Source organism: Paenibacillus zeisoli (genome assembly GCF_003994465.1).
GTDB classification, from domain to species: domain Bacteria; phylum Bacillota; class Bacilli; order Paenibacillales; family Paenibacillaceae; genus Fontibacillus; species Fontibacillus zeisoli.
In genome coordinates this window covers 1,167,636-1,188,087 of record NZ_RZNX01000001.1, presented here as the reverse complement: position 1 = coordinate 1,188,087, position 20,452 = coordinate 1,167,636, and the positions used below count along the sequence as shown (strand labels likewise).

General features: G+C 46.8%; 20 protein-coding genes. 18 read left to right on the top strand and 2 right to left on the bottom strand.

Features of this window, described 5'->3' with window-relative positions:
• Window positions 1-24 precede the first annotated feature (24 nt).
• The 11 genes from gpr to dnaJ all read left to right on the top strand — a co-directional run bounded on the left by gpr (window position 25) and on the right by dnaJ (window position 14,035).
• A complete protein-coding gene (gene gpr / locus EJP77_RS05665; RefSeq protein WP_127198148.1) occupies window positions 25-1,041 on the top strand; it encodes a GPR endopeptidase in 1,017 nt (338 codons plus the stop codon).
• Window positions 1,042-1,185: 144 nt separating this feature from the next.
• Window positions 1,186-2,463 (top strand): stage II sporulation protein P, encoded by a 1,278-nt coding sequence (locus tag EJP77_RS05660; protein ID WP_127198147.1) that lies wholly within the window; start codon window positions 1,186-1,188, stop codon window positions 2,461-2,463.
• A gap of 39 nt (window positions 2,464-2,502) precedes the next feature.
• Entirely contained in the window at window positions 2,503-3,042 is a 540-nt protein-coding gene (locus EJP77_RS05655; RefSeq protein ID WP_127198146.1) for a hypothetical protein, read from the top strand.
• A gap of 109 nt (window positions 3,043-3,151) precedes the next feature.
• The gene (gene lepA / locus EJP77_RS05650) at window positions 3,152-4,969 is read left to right on the top strand and encodes a translation elongation factor 4 (protein WP_127198145.1); all 1,818 of its coding nucleotides are present in this window, start codon (window positions 3,152-3,154) and stop codon (window positions 4,967-4,969) included.
• A 385-nt stretch (window positions 4,970-5,354) separates the two neighbouring features.
• On the top strand, window positions 5,355-6,578 hold the full coding sequence (hemW, locus tag EJP77_RS05645) for a radical SAM family heme chaperone HemW (RefSeq protein WP_127198144.1): 1,224 nt from the start codon (window positions 5,355-5,357) through the stop codon (window positions 6,576-6,578).
• Between the two features lie 149 nt (window positions 6,579-6,727).
• The gene (locus tag EJP77_RS05640; protein ID WP_127198143.1) at window positions 6,728-7,189 is read left to right on the top strand and encodes an N-acetyltransferase; all 462 of its coding nucleotides are present in this window, start codon (window positions 6,728-6,730) and stop codon (window positions 7,187-7,189) included.
• Between the two features lie 241 nt (window positions 7,190-7,430).
• A complete protein-coding gene (locus EJP77_RS05635; RefSeq protein WP_127198142.1) occupies window positions 7,431-8,984 on the top strand; it encodes a stalk domain-containing protein in 1,554 nt (517 codons plus the stop codon).
• A 196-nt stretch (window positions 8,985-9,180) separates the two neighbouring features.
• A complete protein-coding gene (gene hrcA, locus EJP77_RS05630) occupies window positions 9,181-10,209 on the top strand; it encodes a heat-inducible transcriptional repressor HrcA (RefSeq protein ID WP_127198141.1) in 1,029 nt (342 codons plus the stop codon).
• 48 nt (window positions 10,210-10,257) lie between these two features.
• Entirely contained in the window at window positions 10,258-10,875 is a 618-nt protein-coding gene (grpE, locus tag EJP77_RS05625; RefSeq protein ID WP_246021683.1) for a nucleotide exchange factor GrpE, read from the top strand.
• A 51-nt stretch (window positions 10,876-10,926) separates the two neighbouring features.
• A complete protein-coding gene (gene dnaK, locus EJP77_RS05620) occupies window positions 10,927-12,771 on the top strand; it encodes a molecular chaperone DnaK (protein ID WP_127198140.1) in 1,845 nt (614 codons plus the stop codon).
• 139 nt (window positions 12,772-12,910) lie between these two features.
• Complete coding sequence (gene dnaJ, locus EJP77_RS05615) at window positions 12,911-14,035, top strand: molecular chaperone DnaJ (RefSeq protein ID WP_127198139.1); 1,125 nt, start codon at window positions 12,911-12,913, stop codon at window positions 14,033-14,035.
• 166 nt (window positions 14,036-14,201) lie between these two features.
• Here dnaJ and EJP77_RS05610 read toward each other — a convergent pair whose 3' ends face one another.
• The gene (locus EJP77_RS05610; protein WP_127198138.1) at window positions 14,202-14,480 is read right to left on the bottom strand and encodes a YxcD family protein; all 279 of its coding nucleotides are present in this window, start codon (window positions 14,478-14,480) and stop codon (window positions 14,202-14,204) included.
• A gap of 2 nt (window positions 14,481-14,482) precedes the next feature.
• Window positions 14,483-14,899 (bottom strand): DUF2207 domain-containing protein, encoded by a 417-nt coding sequence (locus EJP77_RS05605; RefSeq protein ID WP_425464227.1) that lies wholly within the window; start codon window positions 14,897-14,899, stop codon window positions 14,483-14,485.
• 214 nt (window positions 14,900-15,113) lie between these two features.
• On the opposite strand from EJP77_RS05605, the gene EJP77_RS05600 reads away from it, so the two are divergent.
• From EJP77_RS05600 to EJP77_RS05570, 7 genes are all read left to right on the top strand, one after another.
• Complete coding sequence (locus tag EJP77_RS05600; protein ID WP_127198136.1) at window positions 15,114-15,482, top strand: hypothetical protein; 369 nt, start codon at window positions 15,114-15,116, stop codon at window positions 15,480-15,482.
• A 30-nt stretch (window positions 15,483-15,512) separates the two neighbouring features.
• The gene (locus EJP77_RS05595; RefSeq protein WP_127198135.1) at window positions 15,513-15,686 is read left to right on the top strand and encodes a YfhD family protein; all 174 of its coding nucleotides are present in this window, start codon (window positions 15,513-15,515) and stop codon (window positions 15,684-15,686) included.
• Between the two features lie 129 nt (window positions 15,687-15,815).
• The gene (gene prmA / locus EJP77_RS05590) at window positions 15,816-16,781 is read left to right on the top strand and encodes a 50S ribosomal protein L11 methyltransferase (protein WP_127198134.1); all 966 of its coding nucleotides are present in this window, start codon (window positions 15,816-15,818) and stop codon (window positions 16,779-16,781) included.
• Window positions 16,782-16,784: 3 nt separating this feature from the next.
• Window positions 16,785-17,465: a site-2 protease family protein gene (locus tag EJP77_RS05585; RefSeq protein ID WP_127198133.1), complete on the top strand. Its 681-nt coding sequence runs from the start codon at window positions 16,785-16,787 to the stop codon at window positions 17,463-17,465.
• Between the two features lie 100 nt (window positions 17,466-17,565).
• On the top strand, window positions 17,566-18,330 hold the full coding sequence (locus EJP77_RS05580) for an RsmE family RNA methyltransferase (RefSeq protein WP_127198132.1): 765 nt from the start codon (window positions 17,566-17,568) through the stop codon (window positions 18,328-18,330).
• 4 nt (window positions 18,331-18,334) lie between these two features.
• Window positions 18,335-19,675 carry a tRNA (N(6)-L-threonylcarbamoyladenosine(37)-C(2))-methylthiotransferase MtaB gene (gene mtaB / locus EJP77_RS05575; RefSeq protein WP_127198131.1) on the top strand — a complete coding sequence of 447 codons (1,341 nt, stop codon included), beginning with the start codon at window positions 18,335-18,337 and terminating at the stop codon, window positions 19,673-19,675.
• Window positions 19,676-19,831: 156 nt separating this feature from the next.
• Window positions 19,832-20,263: an NUDIX hydrolase gene (locus EJP77_RS05570; RefSeq protein WP_127198130.1), complete on the top strand. Its 432-nt coding sequence runs from the start codon at window positions 19,832-19,834 to the stop codon at window positions 20,261-20,263.
• Window positions 20,264-20,452: the final 189 nt, after the last annotated feature.

Sequence of the window (20,452 nt, the reverse complement as noted above, 5' to 3'; positions counted from 1 at the left end):
ACATTCACTAAGGAGGTTGCAGGAATGACGCTCGATCTAAGTCAGTATATGGTGAGAACGGACTTAGCCTTGGAAGCCAAGGAATTGGCTGAACGTATGCACGGTGCCCCAATCCCAGGATTGAATGAGGATATTACTGAAGATGACGGGATCAAGGTGACCCGGCTTGATGTACTTAATGAGTCGGCCTCCATGCAGATTGGCAGAGTTCAAGGCCATTATGTAACGATAGAGGTTCCTGCCTTAAGGAATCAGGATACAGGACTGCAGGAAAGAGTGGCAGCCACATTTGTAACGGAATTTACCGGCTTCCTGGACAAAATCGGGATTACAGAAGACAAAAAGGTGCTAATTGTCGGGCTTGGGAACTGGAATGTTACGCCCGATGCGCTGGGTCCGCTTGTTGTTGAGAATGCCTTAGTAACCCGCCATTTCTACCAGCTTGCTCCGGATCAGGTTGCCCCTGGTTACCGTGAAGTTAGCGCCATAGCTCCAGGAGTGCTTGGAACAACGGGGATCGAATCCAGCGAGATTGTACAGAGCATAGTTGAGCGAACCAAGCCGGATGTTATTATTGCGATTGACGCTCTCGCCTCGAAATCCCTGGATCGTCTGAACACTACGATACAGATTGCCGATATCGGCATTCACCCGGGTTCGGGTATAGGAAATAAGCGGCGCGGATTGACCAAGGAAATTCTTGGCGTACCTTGTATCGCTATAGGTGTTCCAACCGTTTGTTATGCCTCCACCATAGTGAATAATACGTTTGATCTTCTGCTCAAGCATTTTGATCAGGAACACGGGGGGGCTGGAAGCGGTCAGACGAAGCAGATTATGGGGCTTATTACTGAGTTAAGCGAACAGGAGAGACTGGGTCTGGTAAAAGAAGTTCTGCAGCCGCTCGGTCACGATGTGATCGTAACCCCCAAAGAAATTGACGAATTTATCGAGGATATTGCCAATATTATTGCCAGCGGCTTAAATGCTTCGCTGCATAAAGCGGTCAATGCTGATAATGTCGGGGCATATACCCACTAGGAGATGGAAGTCAAACCTATGAAGTTCGCAATCTAGCGGACTTCTTTTTTTTGTGAGATTGAGGTTCTACCTTTCTAGCCCGGTTCATAGATTTGAACTATAAGAGTTAACTACTTAACCGGCTAAGAGGAGGACAAGGCGACGATGAAATCATTCAGAACGTGGAATGTTGCGAAATGGAGACAGAAACTGATGCAGGTGCTCGCAATGGGCCGTACTTTGCTGCTGCTCATGGTGTTGTCGATAGTGTTTTTTATTCTTCTTGGCATAGGAGGGTTGGCAGAACGAAGCCTCAATACTTCTCCGGTGTCCTCTATGAAAGGCCTCGCGGCCTCACTGTCCAGCCGCTTCTTCGTAGACATGGTAGGTATGGAGGTTCCGCATCTTGGTAACGGACAAGGCCCTTCGGCTCTCTCGGGCAAGAACATGACAAATTTCGTGTTCCAGCTGCTGACCAATGTGAATCCTTCTGATCCCAAAACCTTACTGGCTCGTGAAGTTCCAGGTCTCGGGGCAAACAATCCCGTCCTTCTGCGCACGGGTTCAGGTAACAAGGCAGTTGATGCACCAGAGGATTATAATCCGGCTGCCGATAAGCCGGCCTCAGATAAGGCGAATCAGGCAGATGTTACTAAGCCTGACAAGGACAAGGCACCAAGTGGCGCGGAGAAAGGCGGACAGACCGATAAAAGTCAAGGTGTAAAACCAGGCTCCAAGAAAGTCGTCATGATCTATCATTCTCATCCTCAAGAATCCTATAATCCGCTGCTTGGGTCATCGGGTGACAATCCGAGTTCGGCGAATTTCTCCAAAAATGTGGGTGTTGTTGGGAGTATGGTAACCAAGGAGCTCGAGCGAAAAGGTCTGTCTACGCTCCATACGCTTGCTGACTATGCTTCCTCTGTCAAGAACTACAACTATAACTACTCGTACAAGTACTCAAGAGCTACCGTGAAAGAGGCACTGAGCCAGAACCAGGATCTTTCTTATTTCATTGATATTCATAGGGACTCCCAACGTTATAAAAAGACAACAACGACATTAAACGGAGTGACCTATGCCCAACTCTACTTTATTATCGGCCACGCCAATCCGAATTGGCGGAAGAATGAAGCATTTGCAAGCCGGATCCACAGCCGGCTGGAAAAGGCTTACCCCGGCATTTCCCGCGGCATTTGGGGGAAAACCTCTGCACAGGGCAACGGAGAGTACAATCAATCTTTTTCGGCTAACAGTGTGCTGATTGAGGTTGGTGGAATTGACAATACTAAAGAAGAGCTGGAGCGGACCTCCAAAATCCTGGCTGATATGATTGCTGAAGTGTATTGGAGTGATCAAAAAGCTAAGAAAGTAGATGAACCGAAGGAGAATAAGCCGAAAAATACGGCTCAAACGGAAAAGGCGACGGCCCCGCATGCTTAATGACAGGGGATGGATGAAGCAGTAAAGGAGGTAGTGGGGATGAAGAGGACGTTCAGGAAAACGATACTGTATGGTCTATTGCTTGTGGCAGGAGCCACCATAGGCATCCAGCTTGCAGATACAGCTCCGGCAAATATGGCCGCAGGTACGGGCATGGTTACTGCTCAGCAGTATATTCAGCAGGGCGGTACTGCTTTGTCTGCTAATTCGCTACAACCGAATCAAGGACAAGGTAGTACAGTGCAAGGAAGTGTAGTGCAAGGTGGTGTAGTACAGGGGAATCCGCAGCAGTCTGTCCAGGGAGTAGGTTCAGGCAATTTAAATAATCCAAATGCTGCAGGTTATCAGGCACAGAACGGGCAATATATTCAGTCTGGTCAACCGCAGCAGTTCATTCAGCAGCAGGTTCAGACACAGGATACATCTGGAGTGCTTCAAACTCCAGGGAATATCCTGCTTCCCGCATCTCCCAAGACACCGATTGATCATTTTGCCGACCGTACCGGAGAGCTGCTGCAGCAAGCCTCCCAGAATGGAATCAAATGGGTAGTATCCTTGTTTGGTTCCTTAACTAATTAGGTTCACAAGCAGACTCAATCCCTCATTCATGAAACGCAGTCTTTAATTCATCGTGCGTAGCTGATATAATGAGTTGATTGTACTTCAGGTTCATTGGTGGGGGTAAGGCATGACGGATATTAGAGCAAGACAGAAGAAAATCAGAAACTTCAGTATTATTGCACATATAGACCATGGTAAATCAACGCTCGCAGACCGTATTCTAGAATATACGGGAGCGCTATCTTCCCGTGAAATGCAGGAGCAGGTTCTTGACCAGATGGATCTAGAGCGTGAGCGCGGGATCACGATCAAGTTGCAGGCCGTTCGATTAACGTACAAGGCCGATGATGGTGAAGAATACCTGCTTAATTTGATCGATACGCCGGGACACGTCGACTTCACATATGAAGTTTCCCGAAGCCTTGCGGCTTGTGAGGGTGCATTGCTGGTTGTCGATGCGGCGCAGGGAATTGAAGCCCAGACTTTGGCAAATGTGTACTTGGCACTTGATAACAACCTTGAAATTCTACCGGTTATCAACAAGATCGACCTTCCGAGTGCTGACCCGGACCGGGTTAAGCAGGAGATTGAGGATGTTATTGGACTGGATGCTAGCGAAGCCGTGCATGCTTCAGCCAAAGCAGGAATCGGGATTAAAGAAATCCTTGAGCAAGTAGTAAGCAAGGTTCCGGCTCCAACAGGAGATCCGGATCAGCCGCTGAAAGCCCTGATCTTTGACTCTCACTATGATCCATACAAAGGGATCATCGTGTATGTCCGTGTAATTGACGGGAAGATCAAAGCAGGCTCCAAGATTAAAATGATGGCGACTGAGAAGACGTTTGAAGTGATTGAAGTCGGTGCCTTCATGCCACGGATGGGCATTGTGGACGAGCTTAATGTCGGGGATGTAGGCTTCATTGTTGCCGGAATCAAATCCGTGGGTGATACCCGCGTGGGTGATACCGTAACGGATGCGAAGAACCCGACACCGGAGCCTTTACCGGGTTACCGCAAAATTAACCCTATGGTCTACTGCGGTCTGTATCCGATTGAGACCTCGGATTATAACGATCTGCGCGAGGCGCTTGAGAAGCTCCAGCTGAACGATGCGTCACTGAGCTTCGAGCCGGAGACATCTAGCGCCCTTGGATTCGGCTTCCGATGCGGATTCCTTGGCCTTCTGCACATGGATGTTATCCAGGAGCGTATCGAACGTGAATTCAACATACCTTTGATTACAACGGCACCGAGCGTTATCTACAAAGTCACACTGACCAATGGGGAAGTGGTTACCATTGATAACCCTTCACACTATCCGGAAGTCGGTAAGATCGATAAGGTAGAGGAGCCTTACGTTAAGGCAAGCATTATCGTGCCTAATGATTACGTGGGTACGGTTATGGAACTGTGTCAGAACAAACGCGGTGAATTCGGTAACATGGAGTACTTGGATACGACGCGTGTTACAATTACCTATAACATTCCTCTGTCTGAAATCGTGTACGATTTCTTTGATCAGTTGAAATCCGGTACCAAAGGATATGCATCATTTGACTACGAGCTGACAGGATACCGTCCTTCGAACCTCGTTAAGATGGAGATCCTGCTGAACGGTGAGCAGGTCGATGCGTTCTCGTTCATCGTTCACCGGGACAGAGCGTTCCACAGGGGACGGTTGATCTGCCAGAAGCTGCAAAAGCTCATCCCACGGCAAATGTTCGAGGTGCCAATCCAGGCATCCATCGGTACAAAAGTTGTTGCGCGTGAGACGGTTAAGGCGATGCGTAAGAACGTACTTGCCAAATGTTACGGCGGAGATATCTCCCGTAAGCGGAAGCTGCTTGAGAAGCAGAAAGAAGGTAAGAAGCGCATGAAGCAGGTCGGCAGCGTTGAGGTGCCGCAGGAAGCGTTCATGGCGGTTCTGAAGATCGACGAAGATTAAACGAGATTACGGAGAAAAGGGAAAGCTGCGGCATACTCAGAGATGACAAAGAGATTTTTAATAAGCAGATTTAATGAGGGAAATGTCTTTCCAGCCGCTTCTTGTCCGCCCTTTGCCTGATTAGACCAAGTGGTGGCAAAGGGCTCCCAAAGGCGGACGTGAACTCTTACAAGACATTTTCCCTCCTACCTGATCTGATTATTAAATAATAAAGACTTTGTCAGAACGCTGAAGGAAAGCCGCGAGGCTTTCCTTTTTCCGTAAGGAGAGCGGGCAAGAAGAAAGAACAATCGATATAAATGTTATCGATTTTTGAAGTAGGAAGAATAGACAGCAGTAGAAGTTACCTTAAAGCATAAGGCTTATAGGTAAGGAGGGTAACCATATGCATAACACAGCTAACATAAAGTCAGGTGAGGCCGCGAGTTCAAGAATTGCTGGAGCTGGGGCGCCTAAAGCCATTTATATACACATTCCATTCTGTACAAATAAGTGTTTCTATTGTGATTTCAATTCCTATGTCCTTAAGGATCAGCCGGTTATGGAGTATTTGAAGGCACTGGATCATGAGATGGAGCTCACCACTCAGCAAACCCCGCCAGGAGTGATTGATACTATTTTTGTTGGCGGCGGAACGCCAACGGTACTGACACCCAAAGAAATGGAGTTCTTCCTTTCATCTGTCCGCCGGCATTTTCCCAAATGGGCTGAAGACATTGAATTTACCATGGAAGCCAATCCGGGAACAACTGATTTGGAGAAGCTAGCTGTCATGAAGGATGGCGGCGTGAACCGGGTCAGCTTTGGCGTGCAGGCGTTCCAGAATGAACTCCTCGGACGCATTGGACGTATTCATAATACGGATGATGTATACCGCAGCCTGGAGAACGCTCATAAGGCAGGCATCAGCAATATGTCCATAGATCTGATGTTCGGACTGCCGAATCAGACTGTAGAAATGCTGGATCAGAGCATTACCAAGGCGCTGGCCCTTGGGCTTCCGCATTATTCGATCTACAGCCTTAAAGTTGAAGAGAACACGCTTTTCCATACGATGTATCAGAAGAATGAACTTCCTCTGCCGGATGAGGAGGATGAGCTGCAGATGTATCTGCTGCTCATGTCCCGAATGAAAGAGGCCGGTTATAAACAGTATGAGATTAGCAACTTCGCTAAACCTGGCTACGAAAGCAGACATAACATGACCTACTGGCGTAATGAGGATTATTACGGACTTGGTGCCGGAGCTCACGGGTACGTTGGAGGGCAGCGTCATATTAACATCAAAGGCGTCAATCCTTATAATGAGGCGGCTTCTACCGGACTGCCCCGCCTTGATCAATTTGAGGTTACTACAGATGAGGCAATGGAAGACTTCGTTATGGTTGGCCTGCGTGTTCTGGACGGGATCAAGAGCAGGCATTTCTTTGAACAGTTTGGGGTCTCTATCGAAGAGAAGTTTAAAGCACCCTTGGACAAAATGCTCCAGGCTGGTCTGTTAGAGCGGACAAATGAAGTTGAGGGATATAAGCTCAGCGAGAAGGGTATTCTGTTCGGGAATGAAGTTTTTGCTGAATTTATCGGTTATCTGACTGCTAATAACGAATAAGAACTTCTTCAGGATATTTCAAACTGAATTCACTGTAACCCCTGTCAGGCGTATGCATACCCTGTTTCAATATAGTTATTTTTATATTGAAACGTTATACGACTTAGTGTATATTTATTCATATTATATACAACTCAGGAGGCAGTATAATGGCTGTGGTATGCAGACAAGCGGCATTATCAGATGTTGGTCCGCTTTTTGAAATGATAGAAGAATATGCACGCCGGGGGATTATGCTGCCGCGCTCGCGCAAGGTTCTTGAACAGCAGATTAATGACTTTGTTGTTGCGGAAGTGGACGGAGTAGTGGTTGGATGCGGGTCTCTTTGCCTTCTGGGACAAGATCTGGTAGAGGTTCGCTCCCTTGGGATTTCCGAAGGTTATCAGGGAATGGGAATTGGTTCGAAGATTATCGACGAGCTGATCAAGCAGGCCAGAGAGCGGAATATTCCGAAGATTATGGCGCTGACCTATGAGGTCTCTTTCTTTAAGAAGAACGGTTTTACCGTTGTGGATAAAGAGATTTTCCCGGAGAAGGTTTGGACCGATTGCATTGTCTGTCCGAAGCAGCATGCGTGTGATGAGATTGCTGTTTTGAAGATGCTGAACTAACGTGATGCACAAATTTATAAAGTTTCACTAACTACGTAATAGACCACGAACCTTATTAGCACATTCATTTAGCTAATATGCGGGAGTGGTTTATTTTCATAATAGGGAACTCTCGTGGCTGGTGTGAAAAAAGATCTATGTTTGTTGTACTAGTTTTGAAAAAAACATTCCCTTTATTGGTACTTTTATCCTATAATTAAGTGAGGGTAAAACTATTTAGTAGACAGAATGGGGAAAAAAGATGAAGAAAGTAGTAGTGTTGGTTTTATTTTTATCATTAATATTACCTGCTACGGTGTTTGGAGCTGATCAAGGGATCAACGTCTATATTGACGGAGTAAAGCTGCAATTTACCAGCAAACCGATTCAAGAGAATGGAACTACACTCGTTCCCTTGAGAACGATTTTTGAAGGTCTGGGCGCTAATGTGAAGTGGGATGCAAAAACTCAGACGGTAAAAGCTTCAAAAAACGGTGTGAACATTGAAATCAAATTAGGGCAGAAATTCGCCCTACGTAATGGCACGAAAATCACATTAACAACAAAGCCGCGTACTATTAATGGAGTGACTTATGTTCCACTTCGTTTTATCGGTGAATCTTTCGGGAATACGATCGAGGTAAAAGGTCAAGTGATTAATATCATTTCTCCACAGCCTCCTTCTTTTGAGTATGATGGGAGTTCAAATACTACAGCCCAGCCTAGTACTAATTTTTCTGTGCAGGAGATTGGCAAGCTGTCAAATCGTGTAGTCTACATCGAAACCTATGACAGCTCCAACAAGCCGCTCGCAACGGGGAGTGGTATTGTTGTGAGCAGTGACGGCAAAATACTGACGAACTTCCACGTGATCGAGGGTGCTTCTTCAGTAAAAATAGAATTTAATGATCAACGTTCTTTCACAACCTCAACCTTGCTGGTTAAGGATGAAGATCTTGATCTGGCTCTATTAAAAATTCCTGCCACTAACTTGCAATACGTTAAAATAGGTGATTCTACTAGTCTTCAATTAGGAGAAGAAGTTGTTGCCATTGGCTCTCCTCTGGGTTACAAAAACACTTTGACAAGCGGGGTAGTTAGTCAAACTATAAGAAAAGTGGATGGTCAAAACTACATTCAAATCTCCACTCCTATTGATCATGGGAGCAGTGGAGGAGCTCTATTTAATATGAAGGGTGAGTTGGTAGGTGTGACCTCGGCGGGCGTTCAAAGTTCAGCGAATATCAACCTGGCTATTCCGTCCAGTGATGTTAAGACATTTCTTGCGAAGCCCCAAGCAGAACAGAGTTTAAGTTCCATAGTGCAATCAAAGCCTAATACAAGCATTGCTGCTGTAAATACTGAGGGTGCCAAGACTTTAGAAAAATACTTAAACGACAACTACGGCGGCCTAACTTACGACGGTCTGCATTTGGATTTTGAGTGGTTTGTAATTCCTTCGGAGGATCGAACGATGTATCTTATCGGGGGGACCATGCTGGATGGTGATCAGTGGTCGGATTGGGTTGATAAACAGGATGCTAATGAAGACGCTATGCCAACCTTTATATTATACCTATCTAATGAACTGCGTAATAATTTGAATATCTCGGATACCATGGTTTCCTTATACCTAGATGTTTATGTGACTCAATATCCAAGCAGCTTTCCAGCATCGTCTATTACTAAAGAGGGAAGTCGTTATCACCTAGTCTACAACTTTATAATTGGCTCGGTGGACTATGATTCAGGTTATTTATACTACCTTATAGATCCTGATAACAACAAGAATTATGAGAAAGTAAGAATTAAATAATTCGGCAGCAAAATACGTCACCTTTTATGTAGACCTAAAGCCGATAAAATAGTGGTGCGAAGATACCGAACTGACTTGACAATGTCCAGGTTGGTTTGGTATTTTTGTATTACCGATTAGCACTCGTTAGAAGTGAGTGCTAACGATGAAACGGTGGCTGAATGAAAGTACGATAAAGTCCGCTAGGAGGGATATCATGTTAACGGAACGGCAAAGAATGATTTTGACTGCTATTGTAGATGACTATATCCGTTCGGCTGAGCCTGTAGGCTCTCGGAGCATTTCCAAGCGTGGCGATGTCGGTTACAGTCCGGCTACAATCCGAAATGAAATGTCCGATTTAGAGGAGCTTGGGTTCCTGGAACAGCCCCACACTTCTGCGGGGCGGATACCTTCACATAAAGGCTACAGATATTACGTGGATCACCTTGTTCCACCGGAAGCTATTGCGTCTGAGGAATTAATGCAGCTTAAGACATTTTATGCTGAGAAGCTGAATGTTGTTGAGCAGGTCATTCAACATGCGGGCACGATTCTCTCACATATGACGAATTATACTTCCATCCTGCTGGGACCGGAGGTTTTTCATACTTCACTACGCCACTTTCAGCTGCTGCCACTTAATGAGGATACGGCAGTTGCAATTGTGGTGACGAATACAGGACAGGTGGAGAATAAGACGGTGTCTATTCCCGCCGGAGTATCTGTATCGGAGATGGAGAAAGTCGTTAATCTACTGAACCGCAAGCTGGCTGGGGTGCCAATTTTCAAACTGAAATCAGCACTTTACACCGAGCTCGGTCAAGAGCTGCAGCGTCATGTATCCCATTTTGAGGAGGTAATGACGGTTCTGGATCAAGCTCTTGACAGTGGTAATGAAGGCCAGCGCGTATTCCTGAGCGGGACAACAAATATGTTAACCCAGCCGGAATTCCGCGACGTGGATAAAGTGAAGAGCATCCTTGATTTGCTTGAGGAGACTCCAACTTTAATGAAAATGCTGGTTTCGGCTTCTTCAGGCTCGGGTATTCAGGTTCGTATAGGTACGGAGAATGACCATGCTGCCTTTGCCAACTGCAGCTTAATCACAGCCACTTATGCCGTCGAAGGTGAAGCGCTCGGAACTATAGGTATATTAGGCCCAACCCGTATGGAATATGCCAGAGTCATCGGCATCCTCAATATTTTGTCGAAAGATATGACGAAATTTTTGTCCAAACATTAAATTGAATGAATAACAGCAATTTTCGTATTTTAAGGAGGTGAAGACATCTTGAAGGAACAACAACCTATTCAAGAAGAACTCAACAATGAGGTAAAGGAAGATAACATGAACCCTTCTAATGATAATGTTAATGTATCCAATGACGATAATCTTGAGGCGGAAGAAGTTAACTCTACAGATGCGGGCGAGGGTGCAGCATCCGCTCAGTCTGCCGTGTCTGCTGAATTGGAACAGCTTCGCAATGAAGTGCAGGAGCATCAGCAGCGTTTCCTGCGTTCTCAAGCTGATTTCGACAACTTCCGCAGACGTACGCAGAAGGAGAAAGAGGAGCTTGGAAAGTATGCCTCAGCCAAGCTGATTACCGAGCTTTTGCCGGTAGTAGATAACCTGGATCGCGCTCTTGCAGCAGTTAAGGAGAATGCGGAAGCGGAATCGTTCTCCAAGGGAGTAGATATGATCTTCCGTCAATTGGAAGGAATCCTGTCTGCAGAAGGACTTACGCCTATGAATTCGGTAGGCCAGCCATTTAACCCGGAATACCATCAAGCGATCATGCAGGTGGAATCGGATGAATACGAAGAAGGCATCGTTGTAGAGGAAGTACAGAAAGGCTATCTGCTCAAAGATAAAGTTCTGCGCCCTGCAATGGTTAAAGTAAGCGGCTAATTACACACATAAGCAAGATGAACATTACATCCTTAAGGAGGAAATATACTAATGAGTAAAGTTATCGGTATCGACCTTGGAACAACGAACTCCTGCGTAGCAGTTATGGAAGGCGGCGAAGCCGTTGTTATCCCTAACCCGGAGGGTGCGCGCACAACTCCTTCGGTAGTAGGTTTTAAGAAAGATGGAGAGCGTGTGGTAGGTGAAACAGCCAAGCGCCAAGCTATCACTAACCCGGATCGTACGATCATCTCAATCAAGAGACATATTGGTACGAGCCACAAAGAATCGATTGATGGCAAAGATTTCACACCGCAAGAGATTTCCGCAATTATTTTGCAAAAATTGAAAGCTGATGCTGAAGCCTATCTTGGACAACCGGTAACTCAAGCGGTTATCACGGTTCCTGCATACTTTAACGATAGCCAGCGTCAAGCAACCAAAGATGCCGGTAAAATCGCAGGTCTTGAAGTTCTGCGTATTGTGAACGAGCCAACGGCAGCTGCACTTGCCTACGGTCTTGAGAAGTCCGAAGATCAGACCATCCTGGTCTATGACCTGGGCGGCGGTACATTTGACGTATCCATCCTTGAACTGGGTGACGGATTCTTCGAAGTTAAAGCGACAAGCGGGGACAACCGTCTTGGCGGTGACGACTTTGACCAAGTTATCATTGATTACCTCGTTGCTGAATTCAAGAAAGATCAAGGTATTGATCTTAGCAAGGATAAAGCGGCTGTACAACGTCTGAAAGACGCAGCTGAGAAAGCGAAGAAAGAATTGTCCGGTGTTCTTACGACAACGATCTCTTTGCCGTTCATCACTGTAGCAGACGGAGTGCCTCAGCACTTGGAAGTGAACCTGACTCGTGCGAAGTTCGAAGAACTGTCTGCTGATCTGGTAGAAAGAACACTCGGACCAACTCGCCGTGCACTTAGCGATGCAGGTATGACTCCTGCGGATATCGACAAAATCGTCCTTGTCGGCGGTTCTACTCGTATTCCTGCCGTTCAGGAAGCGATTAAGAAATTGACAGGCAAAGAACCTCATAAAGGCGTTAACCCGGATGAAGTAGTTGCTCTTGGTGCTGCTGTGCAAGCCGGCGTACTTACAGGTGACGTTAAAGACGTAGTCCTTCTCGACGTAACTCCTCTTTCCCTGGGTATCGAGACTGCAGGTGGCGTATTTACGAAAATGATCGAACGCAACACTACGATCCCTACAAGCAAATCCCAAGTGTTCTCCACTTATGCGGATAACCAGCCTAGCGTAGAGATTCACGTGCTTCAAGGTGAGCGTGAAATGGCTGCAGGCAACAAAACACTTGGACGCTTCATGCTGGGAGATATTCCTCCGGCTCCACGCGGTGTGCCTCAGATCGAGGTTACTTTCGACATCGATGCCAATGGTATCGTGAACGTATCTGCGACAGATAAAGGAACGAACAAGAGCCAGAAGATCACCATCACTTCTTCCAGCGGTCTGAGCGATGCTGAAGTTGAACAAATGATGAAGGATGCAGAACTGCACGCTGAGGAAGACAAGAAGCGTAAAGAGCTGGTTGAAGCGAAGAATGCTGGTGACCAACTTGTATATTCTGTTGACAAAACCATCAAAGACCTTGGTGAAAAAGCAGATGCTGGTGAAGTTGAGAAGGCAAATGCAGCCAAAGACGAGCTGAAAAAAGCGCTGGAAGGCGACAACCTGGATGAAATCAAAGCAGCTACCGAGAAATTGACCGAGATTGTTCAGCAGCTTTCTGTTAAACTGTATGAGCAGGCTGCACAAGCTCAGCAAGCTGAAGGCGCTGATGGTGCTTCTGCTGGCGGAGCGGCAGGTAAAGATAACATCGTTGATGCTGATTATGAAGTGGTTGACGAAGATAAGAAGAACTAATTCACCAGGGACTGGTGTTATAGCTTATTTAGGTAACAGGGAAGGTCAAAGCGCATAGGCATCCCGCGCTTTGGCTTTCCTTTTGCCTAGCTAAGTCACTTTGCAGTGCTAGCCTTTAAAGATATGGGGGGTGGAACAATTGGCAGAGAAACGCGATTACTATGAGGTCCTGGGCCTCGGTAAAAGTGCTTCTGATGAAGAGATTAAGAAGGCCTATCGAAAGCTTGCACGTCAATATCATCCTGACGTAAATAAAGCCGCGGACGCTGAATCGAAGTTCAAAGAGGTTAAGGAAGCATACGATGTCCTCAGTGATTCGCAGCAGCGGGCCCGCTATGATCAATATGGACATATGGATCCGAACCAAGGCATGGGTGGAGGATTCTCCGGTGACTTTGGCAGCGGCGGTCTAGGCGATATCTTTGATATGTTCTTTGGTGGTGGCGGGGGAAGAAGAGACCCGAACGCCCCACAGCGCGGGAATGACCTGCAGTATACGATGACGGTTGAATTTAAGGAAGCCGTATTCGGTAAAGAGTCTGACATTACGATTCCGCGTACCGAATCCTGTGATACCTGCTTCGGTTCGGGTGCCAAGCCTGGAACGAAACCGGAGACTTGTTCCGTCTGTCATGGTTCAGGACAACAGGAAGTGGTTCAGAATACGCCGTTTGGCCGTATGGTGAATCGCCGTCCGTGCAGCAATTGCGGTGGTGCAGGCAAGATTATCAAAGAGAAGTGCCCTACCTGTCATGGTAACGGCCAGGTGAAGAAACAGCGCAAGATTCATGTGCGCATTCCTGCGGGAGTCGATGATGGCGCTCAGCTGCGCATGTCTGGAGAAGGTGAAGGCGGTCTGCGCGGAGGTCCGGCTGGCGATCTCTACATCGTGATTCGCGTGAAGCCGCACGACTTCTTCGAGCGTGAAGGAGACGACATATACTGTGAAATTCCGCTTACTTTCGCTCAGGCTGCATTGGGTGATGAAATTGAAATCCCAACCCTTACGGAGAAAGTTAAGCTTAAAATCCCGGCGGGCACTCAGACGGGTACTTATTTCCGTTTAAAAGGAAAAGGAGTACCTCGGCTGCGCGGAATTGGACAGGGCGATCAGCATGTTAAGGTCGTCGTTGTTACCCCAAGCAAGCTAACCGACGATCAGAAGGATCTGCTTCGTCAATTCTCAGCACTTGAGGGCGAGCACACGCATGAGAATGAGCAATCTTTCTTTGATCGTATGAAGCGTGCCTTTCGTGGAGATTAATCCGAAGTTTTAACCCTTTGGAACGAACTTCGTAAAGTTCAGTCCATAATGAAAAAAACTGTTCTACAAGTCGCTAGACTGTAGGACAGTTTTTTATTTGGCGCCCGGATATATCAGGCATATAGAAAGCCCTCTGCCATCGGCAGGGGGCTTGTCTAATGTCTATTTAGTTCGCAATTCTCGCTGTGATTTCTTCATCCAGGTCGAGAGTAACATCTTCCCGGAACACCCTAAGTCCATATTCCGTATGTGCGTACAGCAATATGGCTTCAATAATATTGGCTTCTACGAGATACTGACTTCTGCCATTGACCCATACCTCAGCTGTGTAACCAGTATCTTCATCCCAGGCTAATTCGACCTGAACTTCGGTTGGACGAACGTCTTTGCGTTGAGCCATATGAAGACAGATAGCGTTGATGATTTCATCCATACTGAGAACCATACTTAGTATCTTCCTCCACGATGATCGTTATATTTCGGTTTCTTGAATCTTCGGAACAAGGCAATTGCAATCATTACCACTACATAAATGGCAAGCAGGTTAATCATCAAACCGAGAATGCTTCCAAAAGCACCCATATTGGAGAACATTCCGCCAAAGAGCATTCCTGCAAGGCCGCCGATCATAAGGCCCTTCATAAATCCTCCGCCGCTGAAAAATCCGCGTTTAGCTGTTTGTCCGTTAGTTGTAGTTGAAGATTTCCTAGTTGAATCATAATCATTGGATTTCTTAGGTGTGTTGGTGTAGGAACGTGTACCGGATTTAAATCCTCCACCCGAACGTTTAGCATCGACTGCATGCGGTGCGGTGAATGCAAAGAACAATGTAAACGCCATTACGACAAGCATTAACTTCTTCATCATGTGTGTCTTGAAGCCTCCTATAAAGATATATTGTTGTTTGTCTATAACATTTAATACGGAAGCGGCAGGAATCGGTTTCATTTTTATATGGCAAAATAGTTTTCCCTTAACAGATTAGATTATTTACCGAATAAAAATGCCTGATGCGCCGCATCCTAAATCTCCAAGAGCTTGTGTTGAGCACCATTGACGAGAAAGGTGGACGATACAGATGACCGAGAAAAATATCCTGGCGTACTTCAAAAGCCCTGAAGAGGCCGAAGGAGCTCAGCGTAAGCTTCAGGCCCTTCGGGTGGTAGACATGTCCATAACCCGGTTCAGCCGTTATCCTGGTGAAGGTTATGATCCTGTCAATATGTTCTCGGGGGAGTGGAGCTCCCTTGCATCCCTTACCCAGGATGCAGAGATTACGAATCATTCCGCAGGAATCCTGGCTGCAGCAGACCCTGCGGCAAGCGGAATGAGCGACGGAGGACAAGGCGGGCCAACAGGGAGAGACATTCTGCTTACGGTGGTTGTGGATGAAGGGTCTCACCATCAGGCACTGCGAATTATTGAAGAAGCAGGTGGCATGCTATAGGGGCAACCCAAATGATAAGGAGGGAATGAGATGAACAAGAGGCCTGCGTATATCAAGCGCTTTACAGGCAAGGTACCTCAGAATCTAAAAGGCAGCTATCTTGATGTAGAGTTTTCTGAAGAGCGTGCAGATCAGGAAGATTGGGAAGCCCTGCAGCGGAGTGAGCGGGCAGATGCTCGTCAGCATGGCAATCGATTGATGTAAAAAGAAGCTGATTATTCAAAACCCGTCGTATTTTATTCCGGCGGGTTTTTTTGCGGGGAATTTTGTCTCTCTTCAATTTGTATAGTACAATGAGAGTTATGCAATTAGGAAAGAGGAGGCATTTAACTCATGAATTGGAGAGAGTTAACTATACATACAACAGAAGAAGCGGTGGAGATGATTACCAATTTTATGCATGAAGCGGGTGCAGGTGGGGTATCTATCGAGGAATCCATATACAACAGCAAGCTGCAGGATCTTTCCTACGGACAGTGGTATGAGTTGGAGCCTAATGATATCCCTGAAGGGAAGGCCAGAGTGAAAGGGTATTTCCCAGAGACAAGCAGCGTAGAGGAAGTGTTAGAGGAAATTAAGCCCCGGATCGAAGAGCTGAAGGACTTTGGTATCGATGCAGGGGAGCTCAAATATGAAATCAAGGATGTTCATGAGGATGACTGGGCGAATAACTGGAAGCAGTACTTCAAGCCGCTGCGTGTATCCACGCGCCTGACAATTAAGCCAACCTGGGAGCAGTATGAACCGGAGACTCCGGAGGAGCGTATTATTGAGCTTGACCCCGGAATGGCATTCGGTACAGGAACTCACCCTACGACAGCTCTATGCCTCAGAACACTGGAAGGTGTTATCCGTGAAGGGGACGAGGTTGTGGACGTGGGGACTGGCTCAGGGATATTGGCGATTGGGGCTGTGAAGCTGGGTGCCAAGCATGTGCTGGCCATCGACCTTGATCCTGTAGCCGTCGTAAGCGCCAGAGAGAATACACTGCTTAACGGACTGAACGAGCAGATTACTGTACATGAAAGCGATCTGCTGTCTGTACTGAAGCAGGGTACAGATGGGTTGGGTATTAAGCTGCCCGTACGCGTTGTGGTGGCTAATATTTTGGCCGAGATTATTCTTTTGTTCATTGATGATGTATATCTGGCACTTGAGCCGGGCGGATATTATATTGCTTCAGGGATCTATAAGAACAAAGAGCAGCTGGTAGAAGAAGCTCTCATCAAGGCGGGCTTTGAAATAACGGAAACGGCACGTGAAGAAGATTGGGTGGCTTTCGTGGCCAGGAAGAGGTAAAGTATGGATTTTCTAAATAATATATTTGTTTTCCCTTTGGCTAAGCTGCCATTCTTTCTTATGGCATTAATTATTGCCTTTACGGTTCATGAATTTGCACATGCATACTTTGCTAATAAATTTGGTGATCCAACTGCTAAACTGCTCGGCCGGGTCACGCTTAACCCGACTGTTCATTTCGATTTTATAGGCATGCTGCTTCTGCTGCTTGCTGGCTTTGGTTGGGCAAGACCAGTGCCGGTGAACCGGGAAAACTTTAGTAATCCACGTCTTATGGGGATTATTGTGTCTGCAGCAGGACCGATAAGTAACTTGCTTCTCGGGATTCTGGGAACTTTGATTTATGCGGCCCTTCATCATTTCGGCGTGATGAATTCATTGTGGTCAGGTGATCCCAGTAAGCTGGCGGAAGCGATCTCTTCCTTTTTCTATTATTTCAATTTAATGAATTTCTTTCTGTTCTTATTCAATTTAATTCCGCTGCCTCCTTTAGATGGATATCGTATTATCGAGGATTTGGCACCACGTTCTATGCTGGGAAGACTTCAACAGTTCGAACGGTGGGCATTATTCATCTTCTTGCTCATTTTGTTCATTCCGGCGCTGAAACAGTTCACCATTACTCCGCTGTATAATGCAGCGTATTCGATGTACTTAGGACTATTTAATCTGGTCTCTGGTTAGGCTGGGAGGAAGACGCTGGAAGAGTGTTTTTCACACTGGTCAGCCTACGCCAAAAGTTGTATGATGTACATTGATGATTTTGGACAAGGAAGGTTAAGACATGCAGCGTTATTTCATTACGTCTGAACAGTTCGGAGAGACTTCAGTAACGATTACAGGCGAAGATGCCAGGCATATTGCCCGGGTAATGCGGGGGAAGCCGAAGGATAAGGTTATTGTAAGTGACGGCATCTCCAAGGAAGCCATCGTCGAGCTTCAGGCCATTGAACCGCTTGAGGTTCAGGCGGTGATTGTTGAACATCTCACGCTGTCCCAGGAGCCTTGGCTCCAGGTGACTGTGGCTCAGAGCCTGCCCAAGGGCGATAAAATGGAAATAGTTATCCAGAAATGCACCGAGATCGGTGCAGTTTCTTTTGTGCCTTTTTTGTCGGAGAGGACCATTGTTCAGTATGATGCTAAGAAGGAAGAGAAGCGGATTACCCGTTGGCGCAAGATCGCCAAGGAAGCTGCTGAGCAGGCTCATCGCAGCAAGATTCCAGAAGTAGAGCAGGCATTAACCTGGAAACAGCTGAAGGTGGAGTTCACAGCCTATGATCTCGTCTGCGTATGTTACGAGAAGGAGAACGGCAAACAACTGCGTGACGTGCTGAAGCCTTGGTCCGAACAGATGAACAGGGACCGTAAATATCGGATTATGATTGTAGTTGGACCTGAAGGTGGATTTACCGAGAAGGAAATTGAAGAGGCCGAGGCCGCAGGTGCCTTATCTGTCGGGCTAGGCAGGCGCATTCTTAGGACGGAGACGGCTGGAATGGCCGCCCTGACATGTATGCTTTATGAAACCGGAGAAATGGGGGGAGCATGACAACATGCCATCCGTAGCATTTTACACTTTGGGCTGCAAAGTGAACTTTTATGACACTGAAGCCATTTGGCAGCTGTTTAAGAATGAGGGCTATGAACAAGTCGATTTCGAACAGACAGCTGACGTATATTTGATTAACACCTGTACCGTAACCAATACAGGAGACAAGAAGAGCCGTCAAATTATCCGCCGTGCGGTCCGCCGCAATCCGGATGCCATTATTGCGGTAACGGGTTGTTATGCCCAGACTTCACCCGCTGAAATTCTGGACATTCCCGGTGTAGATCTTGTAATTGGTACGCAGGATCGGGACAAAATTATGCCCTTTATTCAGCAAATTCAAGCTGAACGCCAGCCGATTAATGCGGTTCGCAACATTATGAAGACCCGGGAATTTGAGGAGCTGGATGTGCCTGATTTTGCCGATCGCACGAGAGCTTTCCTCAAAATTCAGGAGGGCTGCAATAACTTCTGCACCTTCTGCATCATCCCTTGGTCTCGCGGGCTATCACGCAGCCGTGATCCGCAAAGTGTGATCAAGCAGGCTCATTCGCTGGTTGCTGCCGGATTCAAGGAAATTGTTCTTACCGGGATTCATACCGGGGGATATGGCGACGATTTGGAGAATTACCGCCTGTCAGATCTCCTCTGGGACCTCGACAAAGTTGAAGGACTTGAGCGCATTCGTATCAGCTCGATTGAAGCAAGCCAAATTGATGAGAAAATGCTTGACGTTCTGAAGAACTCAAGCAAGATGTCCCGGCATTTCCACATTCCGCTTCAAGCGGGAAGTGATGAAGTGCTGAAACGTATGCGCCGGAAATATACGATTGCCGAGTTCGAAGAGAAGATCCGGTTAATTCGTGACTTCATGCCGGATGTAGCCATTACGACAGATATTATCGTAGGCTTCCCTGGTGAGACGGATGAACTGTTCCAGGAAGGCTTTGAAGCGATCAAGAGAATCGGATTTTCGGAAATGCATGTCTTCCCTTATTCCAAACGTACAGGTACTCCAGCTGCGAGAATGGAAGATCAAGTGGATGAGGAGATTAAGCATGCGCGCGTTCACGATTTAATTGATATGTCTGAACAGATGCAGCTCGCTTATGCGGAGAAGTTTGTGGGTCAAGTTCTGGATGTTATACCCGAACGTGATGACAAGGGGCTGTGCGGCCCAGGCAAGTTGATGGGCTATAGTGACAACTATCTGCAAATTCTGTTCGATGGTCCTGAAGAGCTAAGAGGCGAGGTGTGCCGGGTTAAAGTAACAAAGGCCGGTGTAAATACTTGTGAGGGGCAGCTCGTTCGAGTGCTTGACTCTGCGCCTGAAGCAATTGCCTAATTCATATTCACCGGAGAATTAGAACTCATCAGTAGACCTGGGTAAACCCATATAATTAAGTGGTGGAATAACAACAAGGATTTCAACCCGCTTCGGGCTGAAATCCTTGTTGTTCAAATACATTTGTACAGCGTTACAAGAAGGAGGCCTGACAGGATGTCATTCAAAGAAATATCCGCGGGTGGGATTGTGTATCGCCATGTCCAGAATCAACTGCAAATTCAGCTGATTACTGACCGCTATGGCAAGATCTCATTTGCTAAAGGGAAGAGAGAGCCTGGTGAGACAATTGAAGAGACCGCTCTTCGAGAAATTGTAGAAGAAACGGGTGTAACCGGGCGTATTGTGCAGCCAATCGATATTATTGCATATACTTATCAGCATCCTCAGCATGGAAATGTGGACAAGGAAGTGCACTATTATCTTGTCGAGAGTGTGAGCGGTGATTTGCGGGCACAGGTGGAAGAGATTCGCGGTGTAGCTTGGTATGAGCCGAAAGAAGCCTGGGAAAAACAGCAAAAGTCTGGCTATGACAATAATGATTTTATATTGGAGAAGGGTCTTAAGCTGCTGGGCCTAGAGGTGTAATCTTGCGCTCTATGGGCGGATCGTCCTTACGATCGCTGTTGCTTCCGGATTCCTTATTATCATCACTTTTGTGATGGAATCCGGGAGCAAAGGCGAACGCTTCGCTTCTTCAGGACGATTCCGCCCCCTCCGCTGGTGTTAGAGTAAGAAACAATACGTCAATAAGACCAATCCTTTATTAAAATGAAG